Annotated in this window: 8 protein-coding genes and 1 pseudogene; 3 read left to right on the top strand and 6 right to left on the bottom strand. The window is 62.8% G+C overall.

Annotation, left to right across the window (positions count from 1 at the left end; genetic code table 11):
- Positions 1–294: 294 nt before the first annotated feature.
- The 4 genes from AXK11_RS09265 to AXK11_RS02840 form a co-directional block, all read right to left on the bottom strand.
- The gene (locus tag AXK11_RS09265; RefSeq protein ID WP_156469168.1) at positions 295–3,189 is read right to left on the bottom strand and encodes an autotransporter-associated beta strand repeat-containing protein; all 2,895 of its coding nucleotides are present in this window, start codon (positions 3,187–3,189) and stop codon (positions 295–297) included.
- 754 nt (positions 3,190–3,943) lie between these two features.
- Positions 3,944–6,658 carry a glycoside hydrolase family 2 TIM barrel-domain containing protein gene (locus AXK11_RS02850; RefSeq protein WP_197456772.1) on the bottom strand — a complete coding sequence of 905 codons (2,715 nt, stop codon included), beginning with the start codon at positions 6,656–6,658 and terminating at the stop codon, positions 3,944–3,946.
- A gap of 158 nt (positions 6,659–6,816) precedes the next feature.
- Positions 6,817–7,887 (bottom strand): tRNA (adenosine(37)-N6)-threonylcarbamoyltransferase complex transferase subunit TsaD, encoded by a 1,071-nt coding sequence (gene tsaD / locus AXK11_RS02845; protein WP_068629140.1) that lies wholly within the window; start codon positions 7,885–7,887, stop codon positions 6,817–6,819.
- Positions 7,884–9,368, bottom strand: coding sequence for a S41 family peptidase (locus AXK11_RS02840; RefSeq protein ID WP_197456771.1), 1,485 nt, complete (start codon positions 9,366–9,368; stop codon positions 7,884–7,886). Before AXK11_RS02840 ends, tsaD begins: the two co-directional genes overlap by 4 nt.
- A 42-nt stretch (positions 9,369–9,410) precedes the next feature.
- On the opposite strand from AXK11_RS02840, the gene AXK11_RS02835 reads away from it, so the two are divergent.
- Positions 9,411–10,670 carry an SAM-dependent methyltransferase gene (locus AXK11_RS02835; RefSeq protein WP_231865734.1) on the top strand — a complete coding sequence of 420 codons (1,260 nt, stop codon included), beginning with the start codon at positions 9,411–9,413 and terminating at the stop codon, positions 10,668–10,670.
- An 88-nt stretch (positions 10,671–10,758) separates the two neighbouring features.
- A complete protein-coding gene (rpmB, locus tag AXK11_RS02830; RefSeq protein ID WP_068629136.1) occupies positions 10,759–10,989 on the top strand; it encodes a 50S ribosomal protein L28 in 231 nt (76 codons plus the stop codon).
- 160 nt (positions 10,990–11,149) lie between these two features.
- Here the strand turns inward: rpmB and AXK11_RS02825 are convergent, their stop codons facing one another.
- Entirely contained in the window at positions 11,150–12,346 is a 1,197-nt protein-coding gene (locus tag AXK11_RS02825; RefSeq protein ID WP_068629134.1) for an MFS transporter, read from the bottom strand.
- Between the two features lie 92 nt (positions 12,347–12,438).
- Between AXK11_RS02825 and AXK11_RS10350 the strand changes: the two genes are divergently transcribed.
- Positions 12,439–12,855 carry a winged helix-turn-helix transcriptional regulator gene (locus tag AXK11_RS10350; RefSeq protein WP_343124254.1) on the top strand — a complete coding sequence of 139 codons (417 nt, stop codon included), beginning with the start codon at positions 12,439–12,441 and terminating at the stop codon, positions 12,853–12,855.
- A gap of 2,154 nt (positions 12,856–15,009) precedes the next feature.
- Here the strand turns inward: AXK11_RS10350 and AXK11_RS10445 are convergent.
- Positions 15,010–15,732: pseudogene (locus AXK11_RS10445) on the bottom strand (LPD3 domain-containing protein); the annotation flags it as partial.
- Positions 15,733–17,274 lie beyond the last annotated feature (1,542 nt).

Genomic DNA, 17,274 nt, shown 5'->3' with positions numbered 1-17,274 from the left:
GAATCGGCTCCGCCGCTTCGCGGCGAAGCACGATTCCCAAATTTGCCTCCCTGTCGCGTTGCGACAGGCGCGGAATCCCAAAACGCGGATGAGTCGGGAAACTCATTGGGGGCGGATTTTCTGGTTTACGGGTTAATCTCCGGCCCGACCGCAGGTCGGGAGTCCCTTACTGTGCCGCTTTTGGGTTGTGCGGAACGCACGGCCCAAAAGCGGCACAGTAAACGGATGCAGGCACCGCCTGCCGCCGCCCGCGTAGGGCCGCCCCGCGCGCAGCGGGAGGAGTCTTCGACTCATTTATTTGGCGGCGCACTCGGTGGTGCGCTGTCCGGTCTGCCGTTTGCGGCGGATGAGGTAGGCGCCTACGCCCAGTGCACCGAGGATTGCACCGTAGGTCGAGGGCTCGGGGATGGCTTGCGACCATGAACCCCAAGGGGAGATTTGAAAGTAGTCGTTATTGTAGTCGCTGGCCAGGAGGTCGTAGTCGAGCGAGTAGCCGTCGAAGTCGATTTGCTTGAGCACTTGCGCCCATTGCCCGGTGGCGAGGGCCGTTTTCTTGATCAGCAGGTAGTTTTCAAACTCATGCCACCCTTTAACGAAAAGCTTTGCATCCGTGTTATTAAATGTCAGTAGATCGAGGAAAAGGAAGTTTGGCCCCGAAGAGCCATATCTAAACTCAATCACGCCACTGTCGGCAATGTGAAGTTCGGAGAGAGTTTGCGTCGCGTTATGAAAAAGGGTAAGCTGGCCGCCGTAGAGGTTCACACGAGGGCGACTGGCCAGCCGGTCGCTGTCGCCGCCTCTTACAAAAATCTTCCCGTTCGCTCTGACATGTACTTGTCCTGAAGTCCAAAACTTCCCTGATGCGATGTCAAGGTCTCCCCGGTTGATATAAATCGAGCCAACACTACTGATCCCCGAACTATTGTAAACAATACCAGTATTTGTATCGATTACAAAGTCCATCCCGCCGATGAACCGAACTGAACCTGACACATCCGCCCCCCCTACTCTCTTTGCACCAAAGAAGTAAAGCGGTCGATTGGCCGCAGTCGTTATTGTACCGCTACCGCTAAATATCGGCAACATACCCGCCCCACTCTTGTATAATGCCTCATCTTTAATCAAACCACCACTACTGATAGTAAGTGCACTATTAAGAGTTATGCCACCCGTTGCCGATACATACAGCGAATTAAGAGTAAGGGGGCTCGATATAGTGACAGGTGTTGTATTTCTATAGTTACCTGATAATGAAGACGAGAAGGGAGCTGCGGTGAGGTAGCCAGAGTTATTGATAGTGGTAAAAACTGTTTGCTGATACGCTTCGCCGCTGACGATATTGCCCGTGACGGCCCAAGGAATAATACCACCGATCAGGTGAGAAGCTGCGTCAGCTAAAATACGAACCCACAATCGACTGTCGATAGGTACTCCGGAAGACCCCGAGTAGAGGGTAGCGCGTGAGCTCCCCGCCCGACTAAGCTTATCGAATTGATACACAGGTTGTATAGTGCCAGTGATAGTGCCATTGCCAATGCCTTTAAAGAACCCAGTGATCTGATTCCATCCTTCAATAAGGAAAAGTGTCCCAAATTTTTCAGTTTGTGATACGCCACCGGGGCCAGCTGTTCCGATATACGCTAACCTGCCGGAGTTGAGGACTATATCTGGAGAGCCTGTGAAATGTGATGGTGGAGTTTCACCGGCACCATGCACGATTTCATTAGTCAAGGTACCGTTACTATTGATTTCGATGGAGCCCACGGGGCCGAGCCGACCAAGTTTGATTATCTTTAAGTTGGCACCGGAAATTTCAAGCCTGTCGCTATCGAGGTCAGGGCTATCTGCGGCGAGCGTTGCGGTACCATCGCCAACGAGCCGGAGCCCACCTGCTTTGGTACTGTTGCTCAGCGGCTGGGTGAAGCGTACCGCGTCAGCACCACCCGGACCAACACGTACGCGAATCGTCCGCATGGCATTGCCGAAGGCTAGAGCCCTATCCCAAATAACAGTCCCATTCTGAACGCCGGCGTTCTGAGCGACGTGACCGAAGCGCAGCTCCTGGCCGTGTGGCACGAAGTTATTCCAGCCCCAGCCAATCGGTGCAGTGGTGTTATCAATACGAACAATTCGGTCGGCCCCGAAAGCAGCAAAGCCCCCGGAGCCTTGCCAAATGATGCGCCCGCCTGTGCCGAAGCGGCCGCGGGTGAAGTCGCTATCAATCCCCAACACGCCGCCGTCGAGCAGAATGTTGGAGGAGTTGGGGACAGTACCGCGCAGGATACCGTCGCGAATAAGTGTCGCGCCAGTATAGGTATTGGCACCAGTGAGGTACAGAAGGCCTCCCCCCGTTTTCTCAAGGCCACCTGTGCCGGAGAGGATGCCAGTCAGCTTGGCAAGTGCCCTATGGCTGTAGACCGAACTAGTGTGATAGAGGGAGGATGCGACTCGAACTTCGCGTAACTGTGCGCCAAGGTTAATCGGATTGGTAAGGGTAATCGCCTCTCCCGAATAGCGTGAATTCAGCAAAAGTGCAGAGCCATCACTGACGAAGTGCCCTTGGCCCCAAGTGAGTACGCCGTTATAACTAAGCGTCACCGTACGAGCTACGTCCAACGCGGAGAAGCCCCCATCACCGAACCACTGGATTTGGTTGTCTCCCACTCCCAAAGTTCGGTGAAAATCGGTGTTGCTGAGCTGAAGAATACCGCCGTTAAAGCGGATATTGCCTGCGGGAAGTTGACTACCAGGGCTTAGGCGAAGGACTCCTCCATCAACTCTGGTCGCTCCACCCCACTCGTTGGTGCTCCCGAGGATAACTAGGCCAGAGCCGACTTTGATAAAATCATGGGAGTCGAAGGGGGTACTTTGAGTAACGTTAGAAAGTGTGAGGGCATCGGTCATGCCAGAGCGTCCGCCAAAACTGGTATTACCATACAAGACGATTGTTCGCGCAATAGGTTGTTTCCCTATCTCGGCATAAATGGCTCCAATACGCGCGCCGCCTATCTGGCGCTCGACTCCCTCGCCACTTACATTGATGGCTGGACCGACACCTGTGCTAGAACGAAAGGCAAGCGTACCGCCATCTTGAAGCGTGATTTCGCTCGGCGAACCACTCGTAATAATGTGAAGTGTGGGAGGCAAAAGCTGCGCCCGCGCAGCGGGCTGGGCAACGAAAAGCCCCAAGGCTGCGGCCCACGCAGTGACGGCGCTCGCGCAAGTCGCTAATCTCGATTTAGATAAGTAGTTCCCGACAGAGGGGGGGGGATTTACGCATACGCATGGTCAGGCTGTGGTGTCGCTTCGGCTGTTGTGCAAAAAGCCTCCAAGGGGCACCGCTAACCCCAGCCATGACAATACCCAACACTACGCATAACCTGCGTAATGATGCGCATATATTGCCACAAGGAGCACTCTACCGGTTAAAGACTCCCACTACGCGTGGGGCGGGGGACGGTGTCCCCTGCCATTTAATTTGGGAATCGGCCCCGCCGCTACGCGGCGGAGCACGATTCCCAAATTTGAATGCACTCCCCTGGAGCTCAGGTGGGAGTTTGACCCGTCAACTTTTTCGCTGCGGCCAAATGGGTTCTCCACTTGGCCGAATTTTTTACTTCATCGCGCTCCGACGCGGCCCAACGAGGCCGCGCACATAAAAACAGTCGAAGACTGCCAGTCGCAACGCGACTGGGGGAGGTCCCGTTAAATTTGCGATTTTGCTTGGGCGCGAAGCGCACGGGCAAAATCGCAAATTGAATGGCACGTGGCGCCCCGCCACCGCCACCGCGGGGTCTCAGACCCTCTTTTCTTGCGAGCCGCTCGTTGGCGGCTCGTCACAACTTCGCCCCTTTCATTTTGCGGGGCACGCGTTGGTGCGCCGTCGGCCCCCGCGCAGGGGTCTTCGACCCGTTCATTGGGCACGGCCTCGTTGGGCCGTGTCCTAATCGGCGTGAAGCTCCAGCTCGGTGCTGCCAAGGCCCGGAGCACTGATGCGCAGCGTGATGGGGCCCGGCGTTTTCCCCGCGCGGATGACGGCCAGTGCGCGGCCCTGGAAGAGCGTGCAAGCCGAGCCGGTGTAAAGCTCCAGACTGTCGCGCACATTGCCCGTGCCGAGTCCGGCGAGGCGACCTGCGCCGGAGACTTGCACGTCGATTTTTTGCGCGGCCCAAGGCTGCCATTGACCGGCGGCATCCACGGCCTCGATGGTGACAAAGGCCAAGTCCTGCCCATCGGCACTCAGAGTCGGCCGGCTCGCTTTACTCGCGCTGCGTTCGTCGGTGCTGCGGTCGCGATCCACGCTTGCGCGCAGCGCGACAGCCGGGCCGCCCGTCTTGAGAGCGAAGCGCTCGCGCTCCTCGCCACCTTGCACGCCTGCGGCGACGAGCTCGCCCGCCGCGTAGCGCACGCGAAACTGCGCAGCAAACTCCTCGGCCTCGCCCGTGGGCTTCTCGCCGACGAGCTGCCCATTCAGGTACAGCCGCACAGAGTCGTAGCGGGAGTAGACCTCCACGGTCAGCCACTTGCCCTCGCTCTGCGGCCAATCCCACAGCGGCAGCGCGGGAGCCATAGCCCACAGCGTCGGGCGCCACGCTTCTTCGGGCGCGGGCACTTCGGCTTCGCCCGCCGCTATCGGAGGAGTCGCGGGCACCGCGCCCGACAGGCCCGACTGCGGCTGCGGTGGCGGCTCCTGCACGGCCATGTAGAGTTTTCGGGCGCCCGCCTTTTCCCCGTTCCAGACGATCTCGCGATAGTACGACACGGGCTTGCGCCAGCCCGTGAGGTCGATGTCACCGCAGTACGCACCTGCCCACGGCCAGGGCCACCCGAGAAGCGTCCCGTGCTCCCAGTGGTGCAGCTCTTTCAGCCCCGGGGGAAAGGTCACCCCGATCGTGGACTCGCCCAAGTAGTCGAGCGCCGTCCACACAAAATCGCCGAGCACGTAGCTGTGATCGCGCGTCGCCTGCCAGTTGGCAAAAACCTCCGACTGAAACGACTCGGTCGCCACCATCAGTCGCTGTGGCACGCGCTCGTGATCGCGGACATGCGTCAGCCGCGGGTACAGCTTGTGAAACTTCGACCGCCCGGGCTCGCGCTCACTGGTATCGCGCGAGGCGAGCTCGTAGTTGTAGCCGCCAACGTCGAGCTCCGCGAAAAACGGATCAAGCGACTTCCAGAACTCCTCCTCGCCCCAGGCCCCGTTGACCGCAGATGTGACGGGACGCGATGCATCCAGTGAGCGGACGAGCGCAGCCAGCTTTTTTGCAATCGCCACCCCCTCCGGCTTCCCTCGCTCGAACACCTCGTTGCCGATGCACCAGAAAATGACCGCCGGGTGATTCCAGTCGCGGCGGATCCACGCCTCGACATCGCGCGCGTACCACTCGGCAAAGTGCAAGTGATAGTCGGCGGCGGTCTTAGCCTCGGCCCAACCGTCAAACATGTCGTCCAGGACGAGCAGGCCGAGCCGGTCGCAGGCATTGAGAAAGGCAATCGAGTGTGGGTTGTGCGCGGTGCGCACGGCGTTAAATCCGGCGGCCTTCATGAGCTCGACCTTGCGCTCTTCAGCGCGGTCAAAGGCCGCTGCGCCGAGGATGCCGTTGTCGTGGTGGACGTTGCCGCCGTTAAGCTTGATCGGCTGGCCATTGAGCAAGAGCCCGCGCTCAGCAGACCACGCCAGCGTGCGCAGGCCGGTCGTCACGGTGACTTCGTCCAATAGGTCGAAGACCTGTTCATTTGGCGCGGTGTCGTTGCCACCGCGTCCGCTGCTTTGTGCGCCGCGCAACTGCGCGACGACGCGGTACAGGCTCGGGCTGTCGGGCGACCACGCTTGCGGTGCGGGGATTTTCAGATCGGCCACGATCCGCGCGCGCGTCGCGGCTCCGGCCAGTTCGCCCGCTGCGCGGGCTTGGGCGACTTGCGCGCCATCCGGCGCGTAAACCGCAAAGTCCAGGCTCACCGCACCCGCGCTCTGCGTCGCGCTCACGACGCCCGCCTCGACGCGCAGCACAGCCTCGGCGGCGCTCAGCGAAGTCGTCGTCAGCTTGAAGTCATCGGTCGCGATGTGTGTCGGCGAAAACGTGTGCAGCCACACATGCCGATAAATCCCCGAGCCCGTAAACCAGCGCGACGAAGGCTGGCGCTCGTTGTCTACGCGCACCGCAACGGTGATCGGCTGCGGCGCTGCTCCGCCTGCCGCGAGCGCGGCCTGCACGGCCTCGCTCAAATCCACGCTGAACGGAACGTAGCCGTAGGGCTGCTTCACGCCGGTGTGCTGGCCGTTTACGAAAACCTCGGCGTTGCAGTACACGCCCTCGAATTCGAGCACCACGCGCTGGCCCGCCCGAGCCGGATCAACCGCCAGAGTTTTCCGGTACCAGCCAATCCCGTTTTGGAAAAAACCGCCCGCCCCGCCGGTCGGCGCCTTTGGGTCGCGCGGCAGCTCGATGCTCCAATCGTGCGGCAGATCGACCGTGCGCCACGCGCCGTCGTCAAAGCCGGCCGCTTCCGCGCCCGCCACATCGCCGAGCTGAAAACGCCATTGCTCGTCAAAAAGGCATTTCGAGCGCGGCCCATCGGAATGGGGTGCAGCGTTATCAACACTCTTGGCAACTGGCTGCGCGGCAGCCGCAATCGGGGAAGCAATGGGAGCACTCATGGGGAGGGAAAACAGGGAGAACAGCAGGAGAAGACGGCGCGAACACATGGCGGCAGAAAGCACTGTCAACCTCGCATTCGATGTAAACGGAGCACCGCTCGGAGGCGGGCGAGGTCAGCGCATTCTACCGTGGGCGCCGCCCGAGAAAACAAACTGCGTCATAGCGCGCTGCCGGGGCAGATTTCGAGCGAGAGTCCATCGCGGCGGTTGACGCCGTGGGTATCGGCCCAGGCGGCAAAGCCGATCATCCCCGCGTTGTCGCCGGTGTGCTGCGACTCGGCGAGCAGGACGGGAATCCCCGCACCTTGGCCGCTGGCTTGCGCGGCTTCGCTCACGGCGGCGCGCAGCGCGCGATTATTTGCGACGCCTCCCGATAGCCCCACGCTCGCGTAGGTCGGCGCGCGGGTTGGGCTTTTGCCGCGCGGCCCCGCGCGCAGTGCAGCCTTAAGCTTTCGCAGCAGCGCGTCGATGACCGCCTGTTGGTAGCTGGCGCAGAGATCGGGGAGGCGCTGCCCGATCTCGGTCACGGTCATTTTTTCCAATTGGTAGCGCAGGCTCGTTTTGAGTCCCGAAAAGCTGAACTCGAGATTGTCGCGGCGGCCCAGACCGCGCGGAAAGTCGTAGGCAGCGGTATCGCCAGTGCGCGCGAGTTTCTCGACCTGTGGGCCGCCCGGGTAACCGAGGCCGAGGAGCTTGGCGCCTTTGTCGAGGGCCTCGCCCGCGGCGTCGTCCCGCGTGGTGGACAGGACGCGCAGTTGGCGCGCTTCGTCGATCTCGACCAGGAGCGTATTGCCGCCGGAAACGACGAGGCCGAGGTGGGGCAACAGCGTCTGGAGCCGCGCGGCAAACTCACCCGGAGCCTCGGCATGCAGCGCGACGAAGGGCGAGAACGCATGCGCGCGCAGGTGGTTAACGCCCCAGACGGGCACGCGCAGTGCCAGCCCGAGGGCCTTGGCCGCCGAGAGGCCGACTGCGAGACAGGCCGCGAGGCCCGGCCCGTGTGTCACCGCCACGGTGTCCACTTGCGCGAAATCCGGGTGGGCCCGCGCCAGCTCGATCAGAGCCGGACAGTGCCGCAAGTGCTCGCGCGTCGCGAGGTCGGGTACCACGCCGCCGTGCTTCTCATGCAGGGCCATCTGCGTGTGCACCCACTCACCGACGAGCCCGCGCGCGGGCTCGAAAAGTGCGACCGCCGTTTCGTCGCAGGAGCTCTCTATCGCAAGAATCATCGGGCGGAGATTGGCTGGGCTTCGGCGAGCGCGTCACTGCTCAACGGCTCGCTGGGGGCCGCCGTCTGTGCGCTTCGCTCGCGGTGCAGGGCCTGGGCAAAGCCGCGCGTGCGCAGGAGCTGCACGCCGTGGAGCACATCGGCCGCAGCCTCGAGCTGCTTGTCGGCAATTGGCGCAAAGCCAAACTGCGCCTCAAACTCCGCCGCGTCCGCCAGCTCCAGCACATCGGCACGCGCGCGCTGGAGCCGCAGTTTATCGTCCTCCTCCGGCGTCATGATGAGCGGGACATCGGGCTCGATCCCGCGTCCGTGGATGCTCACGCCGCTCGGCGTGTAGTAGCGCGAGGTCGTGATCCGCAGCCCCGAGCCATCGCGCAGCTTGAAGAGGGTTTGCACCGAGCCTTTGCCAAAGGAACGCTCGCCCACGACGACTGCGCGACCCGTGTCTTTCAGCGCGCCCGTCACGATCTCCGCCGCGCTGGCCGTGCCCGAGTTTATGAGGACGGCTATCGGCAGTGAGAGGGGCTGGCCCACCATCTGTGCGCGCAGCTCCTCGCGGACTTCGCGCCCTTCGCGCCCCTCCCGCCCCGCACTCGCGTCGCTCACGCCTCCGCTCGCATCCCTGCCCCGCGTGTAAACGACGAGCTCGCCTTGCTCAAAAAACGGCTCCACGACCGCCACCGCCGCATCAAGCAAGCCACCAGGGTTATTGCGCAAATCGAGGATCAGCGCCTGCGCGCCCTCGGCCAGTAGCTTGTCGAGCGCCGCCACGAATTGATCCCCCGTGCGGGCCGAAAAATCGACTAGCTGAATGTAGCCGATTGAGCCACCGCCACCGCTGCCGCCGACCGTCGCGCCGAGCAAGCGCGCCTCACGCACGCTATCGATCTCGATCCGCTCGCGCACGATTTCGAGCTCCAGCTCCTCCTCCGCCGAGGGCCGCCAGATGCTCACGCGCACCGGCGTTTGCGGCGCACCGCGCAGCCGTTTCAGCGCGTCATCCATCGGTGGCCGGCCCTCACTGCCGATCTCGTGCCCGTCCACGCGCACGATCTCATCGCCGCGCCGCAGCCCCGCGCGCGCGCCCGGCGTTCCTGCGATTGGCGCGATCACCACCACCCGCCCACTCCGCGACTCCACCTGCACTCCGATCCCGCCGAAGTCGCCATCCAGATCCTCCTCAAATCGCTGAAAATGCTCTGCCTCCAAAAACTCCGAATGCGGATCCAGCGAGCCGACCAAGCCGCGAATCGCCTCGCGCGCCAGCCCTTCCGTGCCCGTTCCCACTCCCTGCGCATCGACGTAGTGCGCATTCACCAGCCCGAGCACTTCCCGCAGATAATCCGCCGAGGCCGCCCCATCGCGCCCCGCGCCCACGGGCAGCGAAACCAGCCCAAAATACAAGGCCACCCGCAACGCCCCCAAGGCGAGGAGAACGCCAGTGAGCGAGCCGAAGAAGGCCAGTAAAATCCGTTTGAGCATGGCGCGCACTGTGGGCATCAGCCCCTGCTTGTAAATAAACACATGGGAACCTCGCCCACCGATAGCCCCCACCTCGGCGCAACCGCACTCACCGACACCGCGCCGCGCCGCATGAATGCCGAAGCGGCCAAGCCAGTGCAGGTGGCCTCGCGGCCCGCGGCCGATTTTCTGGCGCGGTTTCGGGAAGAGGCCGATGCTCACGAAATGAGCTTCGAGCACTTCATGCGGCTCGCGCTCTACGATCCACAGGTGGGCTACTACACCCGCGCGCGGCGGCGGATCGGTCGAGGCGCGAGGGGCGGGGGGGGCGGCCAGAGCGATTTCCTCACCGCGACCACCGTTGGCGAAGGGCACGGCACGTCCTCCGGCACAAACCTGTTTGGCGAACTCGTCGTCCAGAGCTGCCTCTCCCTCGCGGGCGAAGCTTTTTGCGCCAAGGCCACTTTTGTGGAAATCGGCGCCGAGCCGCAGGGCGGCCCCGCAGCGACCCACAGCAATGCAGGCGGCGAGGCGCGCGCCGGCACGGATCGCTCTCCCGTCCCTCGCGGCGGCGTACTGCGCGGGCTCCGCGAGCTGCCCTTTGCCGCGGTTAAAACCATCTCCGTGGGCGAAGATCTGGCACAGCTCCTCAAGGCACCGTCGAGCGAGGCCGCGCCCGAAAAGCGCGCCGCAGCGCCGCCACTCATCGTTTTTTCCAACGAGCTGTTCGACGCGCAGCCCTGCCGCCGTTTCGTGCTGCGCGACTCCGCCTGGCGCGAAATCTGGGTACGCAGCACGAATGAGGGCGCACTCGCCGAAGTGGAGCACGCGCTCGAAAACCCGCCCGATTTTCTCCCCAAAACCGCAGCTCAAGGCTACCGGATCGACGCGCCCGTCGCCGCTCGCCAACTCCTCGCCCAGATCGCTGGCGCCGACTGGCGCGGGCTCTTCATCGCCTTCGACTACGGAAAATCGTGGCGCGAGCTCTGCGAGGCGACGCCGCAAGGCACCGCGCGCGCCTACACCCGGCACCGCCAATCCGGCGCGCTGCTCGACCAACCCGGCGAGCAAGACCTCACCTGCCACGTGTGCTGGGATTGGCTGCAAGCCGAGCTCGCGCAGCGCGGCTTCGGCAGCATCGCGCTCGACTCGCAGGAAGCCTTTTTTGTGAAGCACGCCAGCGGCTTTATTGCCCAGACAATCGCCGCCGATGCACGCCAGCTCTCCCCGCGCAAACAAGCGCTCATGCAACTGCTGCACCCCGCCAACATGGGCCAGAAATTCCAGGCGCTCAGCGCCCGGCGCGGGCTCTCACCCGAGTGAGCAGATTTGCCCTTGCTTCGGGCTCGCCGAGACCTCTAGCTCGCCCCCTTTTTTACCAGAGACCAAACCGCTTAAACCACACCGACTCATGGCCAGAATTTGTGCAATCACCGGCAAACGCCCCACCAAAGGCAGCATCATTCACCGCAAAGGCATTGCCAAAAAGAGCGGCGGCATCGGCACCCACATCACGGGCATCACGGCGCGCAAGTTCCGCCCCAACCTCCAGCGCATCCGCGTAAAGCTGCCCAACGGCGGCACCAAGCGCATGCTCGTCTCGGTGAAGGCCCTGAAAGCCGGCCTCGTCCAAAAAGCCTGAGGCAAACAACAGCGGGCGTAGCCCAAAACCGCCCACCCCTCACTTTCCCAAACCCGCAGAGCGCACGCGCGCCTGCGGGTTTTTCGTAAGCATTAACTGCGCGCCCCAGATGAAACCGTCAGGGCAGCCCGCCTCGGCGCCCTTCGTCGGCCCCCGAGGTTTATTTCCGTCCCACGCGAGCCGCGGCCAGCCAGCCCGAAGCCAGAGCCAGCAGCAGCGCAACGACGGACAACGAAGCCCCCGCCCAGCTCGGCGAGGCGTAACCAAAGCCGCGCGCAATCACCCAGCCGCCGAGCCAGGCCCCGATGGCGTTCCCCAAGTTGAAGAGGCCGATGTTGAACGATGCGATCAAGTTGGACGACGCGCCCGCCGCACGGGCCTTGTCCAACACCAGCCGCTGGATCGGTGCCACGCTGGCAAAGCCAAACGCAGCCATCAGCAGTACACAAAGGGCTGAGGCCGCCCGACTCTCCACCGCCACAAAAAGCACAAACATCACCAGCGCTTGTCCGGCCAGTGTTGCGTACAACAAAGGCATCAGCGCGCGGTCGGCCAGCCTCCCGCCGAGCAGATTGCCGATAAACAGCCCCAGTCCGAACAGAAACAAAATGCCGCTCACGCCCGCTTCGCTATAGCCCGCCAACCGCGTCATCATCGGCGAGATATAGGTGATGGCGGTAAAAAATGCCGCTGGCCCAAAGATGGTGATCCCCATCGCCAGCAAAACGTGAGCATTGCCAAAAGCCGCCAGCTCCCGACGCAGGCTGGGCACTCCGCGCGACTTGGTTTTCGGCACCCAAGCCAGCACGGCCAGCAACGCCACCACGCCAATCACGGTAATAGCCAAAAAAGTGGCTCGCCACGACACGGCTTGGCCCAGCCAGGTGCCCGCCGGAACACCGGCCAGATTGGCAACCGTTAATCCACTGAACATCAGCGCAATCGCAGTTGTGCGGCGATCAGGAGCCACCAGATCTGCCGCCAAGATGGATCCGATGCCAAAAAACGCTCCGTGAGTGAGCGACGTCACCACACGGCCAGCCAGCACCCAGCCAAAACTCGGTGCCAATGCAGTCAGTACATTACCCACGACGAAAAAAACCAGCAGGCCCAGCAGCATCGCTTTCTGCGGCAGACGCATCCCCAGAATCACCAAAATCGGCGCACCGAAAAATACCCCCAGCGCATAACTCGTAGCCGCGTAACCGGCCATCGAAATGGAAACACCAAACTCCGCAGCGATACCAGGCAGCAGCCCAGAGATAACAAACTCGGTAGTGCCAATCCCAAAGGCCGCGACAGCCAGTGCCCAGATCGCGGCCGGAACCCCAATCCCCTTAAGAGTTAAAAAACGCATAAGGGATGGAATAATATTATTTATACTTTTTGTAAATTAGTCACAAAAAAGTGATATAGTCACCAAATAGTAACCATAGATTACTGCTCACCATGCCTGATACTACAGACAGTCCCCTCACCTTTGAGGCCAACTGCGCCCCGCGACGCGTCATGGAGCTCTTTGCAGTCAAATGGGTAAGCATGGTACTACACGCGCTGGATCGCTGGCCCGGTGGACGCTGCCGCACGGGGCAATTGCAGCGTTCGCTACCCGGGATTTCTAAAAAAATGCTGGTGCAGACCCTGCGCGACATGGAAGCGCGCGGCCTGATCTCCCGCCATATTTATCCAGTCGTCCCACCCAAGGTAGAATACGAACTCACCGCGCTGGGTAAAACTTTCGCCGAAGCGGTTGAAATGCTGTACCGCTGGGGCGCAAAACACGAAGCCGCCCTGGACGAACTGCAAGCCAACGCGGCCCGCGCCCAAAAACCTGAAGCGACGCCCGAAGAAACTACGGAGGAGTGATACCCTGAGGGCTTGTTCGCATTTCAAAATCGGCCCGCCAGCAGTTCGCCCCGCCAGCAGCTCAGCTAAGCCTAGCTGCCCAGTTGCACGATTTCGATACCGGCCTCGGCAAGCATGGGTTTGACGAGGGGGTCGTTGTGGTAGTCGAGCCGGTAGCAGATCTTGGCGATCCCCCACCTCTCCTGCCTGTGCCGCACCGATTGCCCCCGTGGCCACCAGCCCCTGCACATAAGCCTCTACCGAGGGCCCCAGCCGCAGCCCGAACAAGTCGCCGATCTCATCCAGCAGCACCTCCCCTACTTGCGGCAGCGGCCCCCCATGCCGCGCATACTCGCCAAAGAGCTTCGCCGCCGCCAGTGCCTCGCTGGCCTGTTCGATGTAGTGGCTCAGTGCCTCCGCAGGGCTCGCGTAAAACCGGTTCATACCCTCGGTCACCTGCACCAGCGCGCGCCTGCGCAGGTTATCCGGCAGCGGTATGCGCCCCTCCAGAATCCCGCGCGCCACCTCGTCCGCACGCTCCGCCCTTACCACCACCGCCTCGCGCGAGGCCGGGCCCTGCTCGCCCTCGCCGCGCTCCTTGATTACGGCCGCTATCGCCTCATCCAGCGCAGTCTTCACCGCCGCTTCATCGCTCTCCAGATAGGCCAGCAGGCCGCTCAAGTCAGTCACCTTGCGCGGGAAGTAGTCCGCCAGCCAGCCAAACTTGAAGCCCGCCTTACGCAGCCGCCTGTTGTAGTCGGCCAGCAGCTCCTCCACCTGCGCCCACGCCTCAGCCAGCCCGTACTGCTCCAGTATGGCATCGCGCCGGGCCCCGTCGCGGTTCTTCAAGGCCAAGTCCAGCTCCAGATAGTCATCGCCACTCATGCCCCCCAGCCCGGCCACCAGCTCCGCCTCGGTACCCGCCAGCCCGCTGGCACGCGCCTGCGCTATCGCCGCCGCCAGTGCCTGCTTCCTGTCCACCGGCCTATGATTCTGCGACATGCGCGCCGCCAGCTCGCGCAGCCCATTGGTAAAGCCCTGCGCGTGGCCCAGCCCCTTGGCCCGCTCGCGATTCATCGTAAACTCGAAGCGGCGCAGCTGCGCCCCCAGTACCGCATTGATCTTCTCCAGCCGCCGCACCACCGGCTCGGCCCACTTGTCCAGCACCCCGCGCACCGCACGCGTCACCAGCCCCGCCTCGTCCGCAGCCGCACCCGTAGCCTGCGCCGCAGGGCTCAGCCGGTACCGCGCCTCGCGCTCCTGCATCTGCCTCGCGCGCACCCGATCCAGCCTCGCCTCGATCTCATGGTAGATGCTCTGCGGCACACCCGTCGCCTCGTACACCTGCCGCTTCGCCGCCTCGCGCCGCGCATCCCGCAGCTCGTAAGTGATGTCAGGATTGGCCGCATCGAAAGTCCCCCGGTTGCCCAAGGCACTCTTCACCTGCTCGGGGTAAAACGGGATCCACACCGTGTGCTCCAAGTCATGATACTTCCCGCCCCTGTCCCTGATCCCATCATAGCCCAGCTTCTTCAGCGTATCACTCACCCAGTCCGGGATACTCGTCCACGCACGCTGGCTACCTGTCTCCAGATCCTCGTGCAACTGCTCCAGCCACACGCTGGGCGGCATCGCCTCCTTGTCCCAGAAATCCACCCCATCCCTGTACTTGGGCTCAGGCGCGGCCTTCGCCGCCTCCTCCAGCGCGGACACTACATCAGGCCCTATCGCCGCCGTATCCAGCGGATTCCTTACCGACAGGTGCACCGCATACACCGCATCATGCCGTGCCCACGGGCTATCCATGCGCACCCGCTTGCTGTCTACCCCAGCCAGCCGCAGTACCTCCACAAACTGCTCCTCCCTGTCGTACAGATTCCCATGATTGAGCCATAGCTCCACCAGCACCGACAGCGCATTGCCGCGCTTCTGGCGCAGCACCCGCGCGTACTCCCCGGAATCCACCAGCCTATGCTCACCACTCGGGTCGTAGATCGGATCACCGCTATCCTCATCCACCCCTATATTCTCCATCCGCTCAAGGATGACCGCCTGCTCCTGCGCGCTCAGCGAGCCCCACGCCTGCTCCAGCAGCACCTCCTGTCCGCCGCCCACATCAAACTTGAACCACTCACTGTACGCACTCGCCCCACCTATTGACGTATCCGACTTGGTCTGCGCGTAGCCAGAGGCCACCTCCGCATTATCCGTAAAAAACGCCATCGGCCCGCTCGTCGCACGCTCGGCAGAAAATACCGTCCCCACACGGTCAGGCCGCTGCGTCCCGTGGTAGACCACCACCGGCTCGCCCGTCTCCGGATCCACCGCCTGCGACACCGTTTCGGGGTTGACACGCCGCAACGGTTTGCGATGGTGTTCCCGGAGGCTGGACAGAGGAGCGGCTCGTTTTTCAGCGCTTTGCTGATTATACTCCGTAGTTAACCCGCCAGCCTCCCCCTCAGCGGATTTCAGGTCATGCACTACGACCGTGTTGTAGTACCAGCTTCCGTCCGGCTCGCGCAAGACGGTGAAGATAGCGACCAGCTCCAGCCCATCCACCTCCACGCGGGCCAGTAGCTTCGATACCCCCTCAGTGTTTGGCTTGTTGCTCCCCTCTTCCGGGGGCTCACTGCGCGAGTAAATCGCCTCTGGCAGGATTTTGTCCACATGCGCCGCCACCAGCAGCTTCGCAGGATCGGCAGACGCGTGCTTCGTCTTCCTCACCCCTCGGCCATCCACGCGGATCGTGCCCAGCTCGGGATGCTCGATGTCGGTAAAGCCCTCACCCTTGCGCTTGTCGCCGACCAGCCCTCTCAGCTTCTCCAGTGCCTCCTTGCGCAGCTGCTCCACGGGCAGCCCGCGCCACTTATCAGGGATCGGTACGGACACCGGCTGCATCGCGTCCAGCCTCTTCTGCGCGCGCAGCCCCTCCCAGTCACCGAACCACTCCTTGAATTCCGGTGTGCGCACTTGCAGCCACTGCCAGTACCCCAGCTTCGTGCGCCCCGCAGCCGCCGCCGCATCATACGCACCACGGCCCCCATACACCCGATCCACCACACCCAGCTGGTACGTCGTCTTGCCCAGCCCTGTGCCTCCCTGCATCTCCTTCAGAAACTCCAAGTGGCTCGATATCTCATCGACCTCCCGCTCCACACCCCTCCACCAGTCCGGGTACTTCGCGCGCCACTTCTCCGTCTGCGCCACCTTGGACGCAGCCCACTCACTCAACACCACAGCCTTGGGCTCGCCAGTCTCAGCGATCAGTTTTTCTTCGTCGATTTCCGACTTGCCAGCCTCCAGCCACGCCCCAAGCTTGGAGTCGTAGCGCGGTTCGGCCATAGCTGATGACTCAGTCTGCGCCTTGGTAAGGACAGGGAGTGCGTCTGACGAGGTGCCAACCGCGCTACTGCTGTATATGCGCACCTCCGAGATAAACGAAGAGTGCATTGTCGACTGGCCACCGGCCCGCTCCACGCCTGAGGCCCGCTGTTCGTGCACCGTGAAGCGCACGTAGTAGTCGCCCCCCTCGAAACGCAGCTTCGCCACGTAGTGGTGGTAACCCGCCAGCCCCGACTGATCCTTCTCCTTTGGCTTTAACTCCTCAGAGTACATCGGTACCGCCGCGCGGAAAAGTCGGTCAAAGCCCGCCGCTACGCGCAGCGGCGACAGCCCCTTGTCGCGAGCTATCTTCCCCGCCATTCTTGAGGGGAACTTTACGCGCCTACCGTCCAGCTCATTAGCCACTTCGCCAAATTCATGGAACTTGCGCCTCATCGCCTTATTATCCGCCAGCTCCTCGACTCCATCTAAGACGAGTGGCCCCTGTGACTCTAGCTGCTTCACACCGCGCACCGCTTCCCAGTCGCCGAACCATTTTTTGAACGGCTCGCTGTGCGCCTTCACCCAGTCCTGATAGCCCAGTCTGGTATCGCCCGCATTGCGACCACGGCTCCATGCCGCTTGCCCTCCCAGCACCCGAGCCGCCGCGCGTAGCGGTTTGCCCGCCTCGATGTCGCGCGCGACGGGCGACTCGCCCGACTCCTTGACTTTGGCGGGCCGCTCGACCACTGCCAGCGCATTCCCGCCATCGTCCTGAACGTTGGGATTCGGGGTTGAGGGGATACTCTCGGCACGAATCGTGGCGGGATGCTTTTTGGCCTGTGCCCCAGCCTGTCGAGGCTCCCCGAAACGGGTGTCCACCAAAAAGTCCCTGAAGTCGATATTGTACCGCTTGGTACGCGTGAAGGCCCTGCGCAACAGCTCTATGGCCTCCTCCAGAAACTGGCGCAGCTCGGCCGCCACCTGTGCCACCAGCCCCCGGTCGCCCGCCAGCCCCCAGCTCTCGCGCGCCTGCGCCCAGCGGTTGTTCTCCCAGGCCAGCCGCTCGGCCCAGTACTCCGCCCAGTCCTCGCGCACGCCCTCGCGCAGGGCCGCCCC

The organism is Cephaloticoccus primus (assembly GCF_001580015.1).
GTDB lineage: Bacteria > Verrucomicrobiota > Verrucomicrobiia > Opitutales > Opitutaceae > Cephaloticoccus > Cephaloticoccus primus.
The sequence above is the reverse complement of the archived record's forward strand: the minus strand, read 5'-3'. Positions and strand labels throughout refer to the sequence as shown.

Bases quoted from the DNA above. Each gene is read 5' to 3' on its own strand.
- AXK11_RS02850 (WP_197456772.1), bottom strand. From the start codon at position 6,658: ATGAGTGCTCCCATTGCTTCCCCGATTGCGGCTGCCGCGCAGCCAGTT.
- tsaD (WP_068629140.1), bottom strand. From the start codon at position 7,887: ATGATTCTTGCGATAGAGAGCTCCTGCGACGAAACGGCGGTCGCACTT.
- AXK11_RS02840 (WP_197456771.1), bottom strand. From the start codon at position 9,368: ATGCTCAAACGGATTTTACTGGCCTTCTTCGGCTCGCTCACTGGCGTT.
- AXK11_RS02835 (WP_231865734.1), top strand. From the start codon at position 9,411: ATGGGAACCTCGCCCACCGATAGCCCCCACCTCGGCGCAACCGCACTC.
- rpmB (WP_068629136.1), top strand. From the start codon at position 10,759: ATGGCCAGAATTTGTGCAATCACCGGCAAACGCCCCACCAAAGGCAGC.
- AXK11_RS02825 (WP_068629134.1), bottom strand. From the start codon at position 12,346: ATGCGTTTTTTAACTCTTAAGGGGATTGGGGTTCCGGCCGCGATCTGG.
- AXK11_RS10350 (WP_343124254.1), top strand. From the start codon at position 12,439: ATGCCTGATACTACAGACAGTCCCCTCACCTTTGAGGCCAACTGCGCC.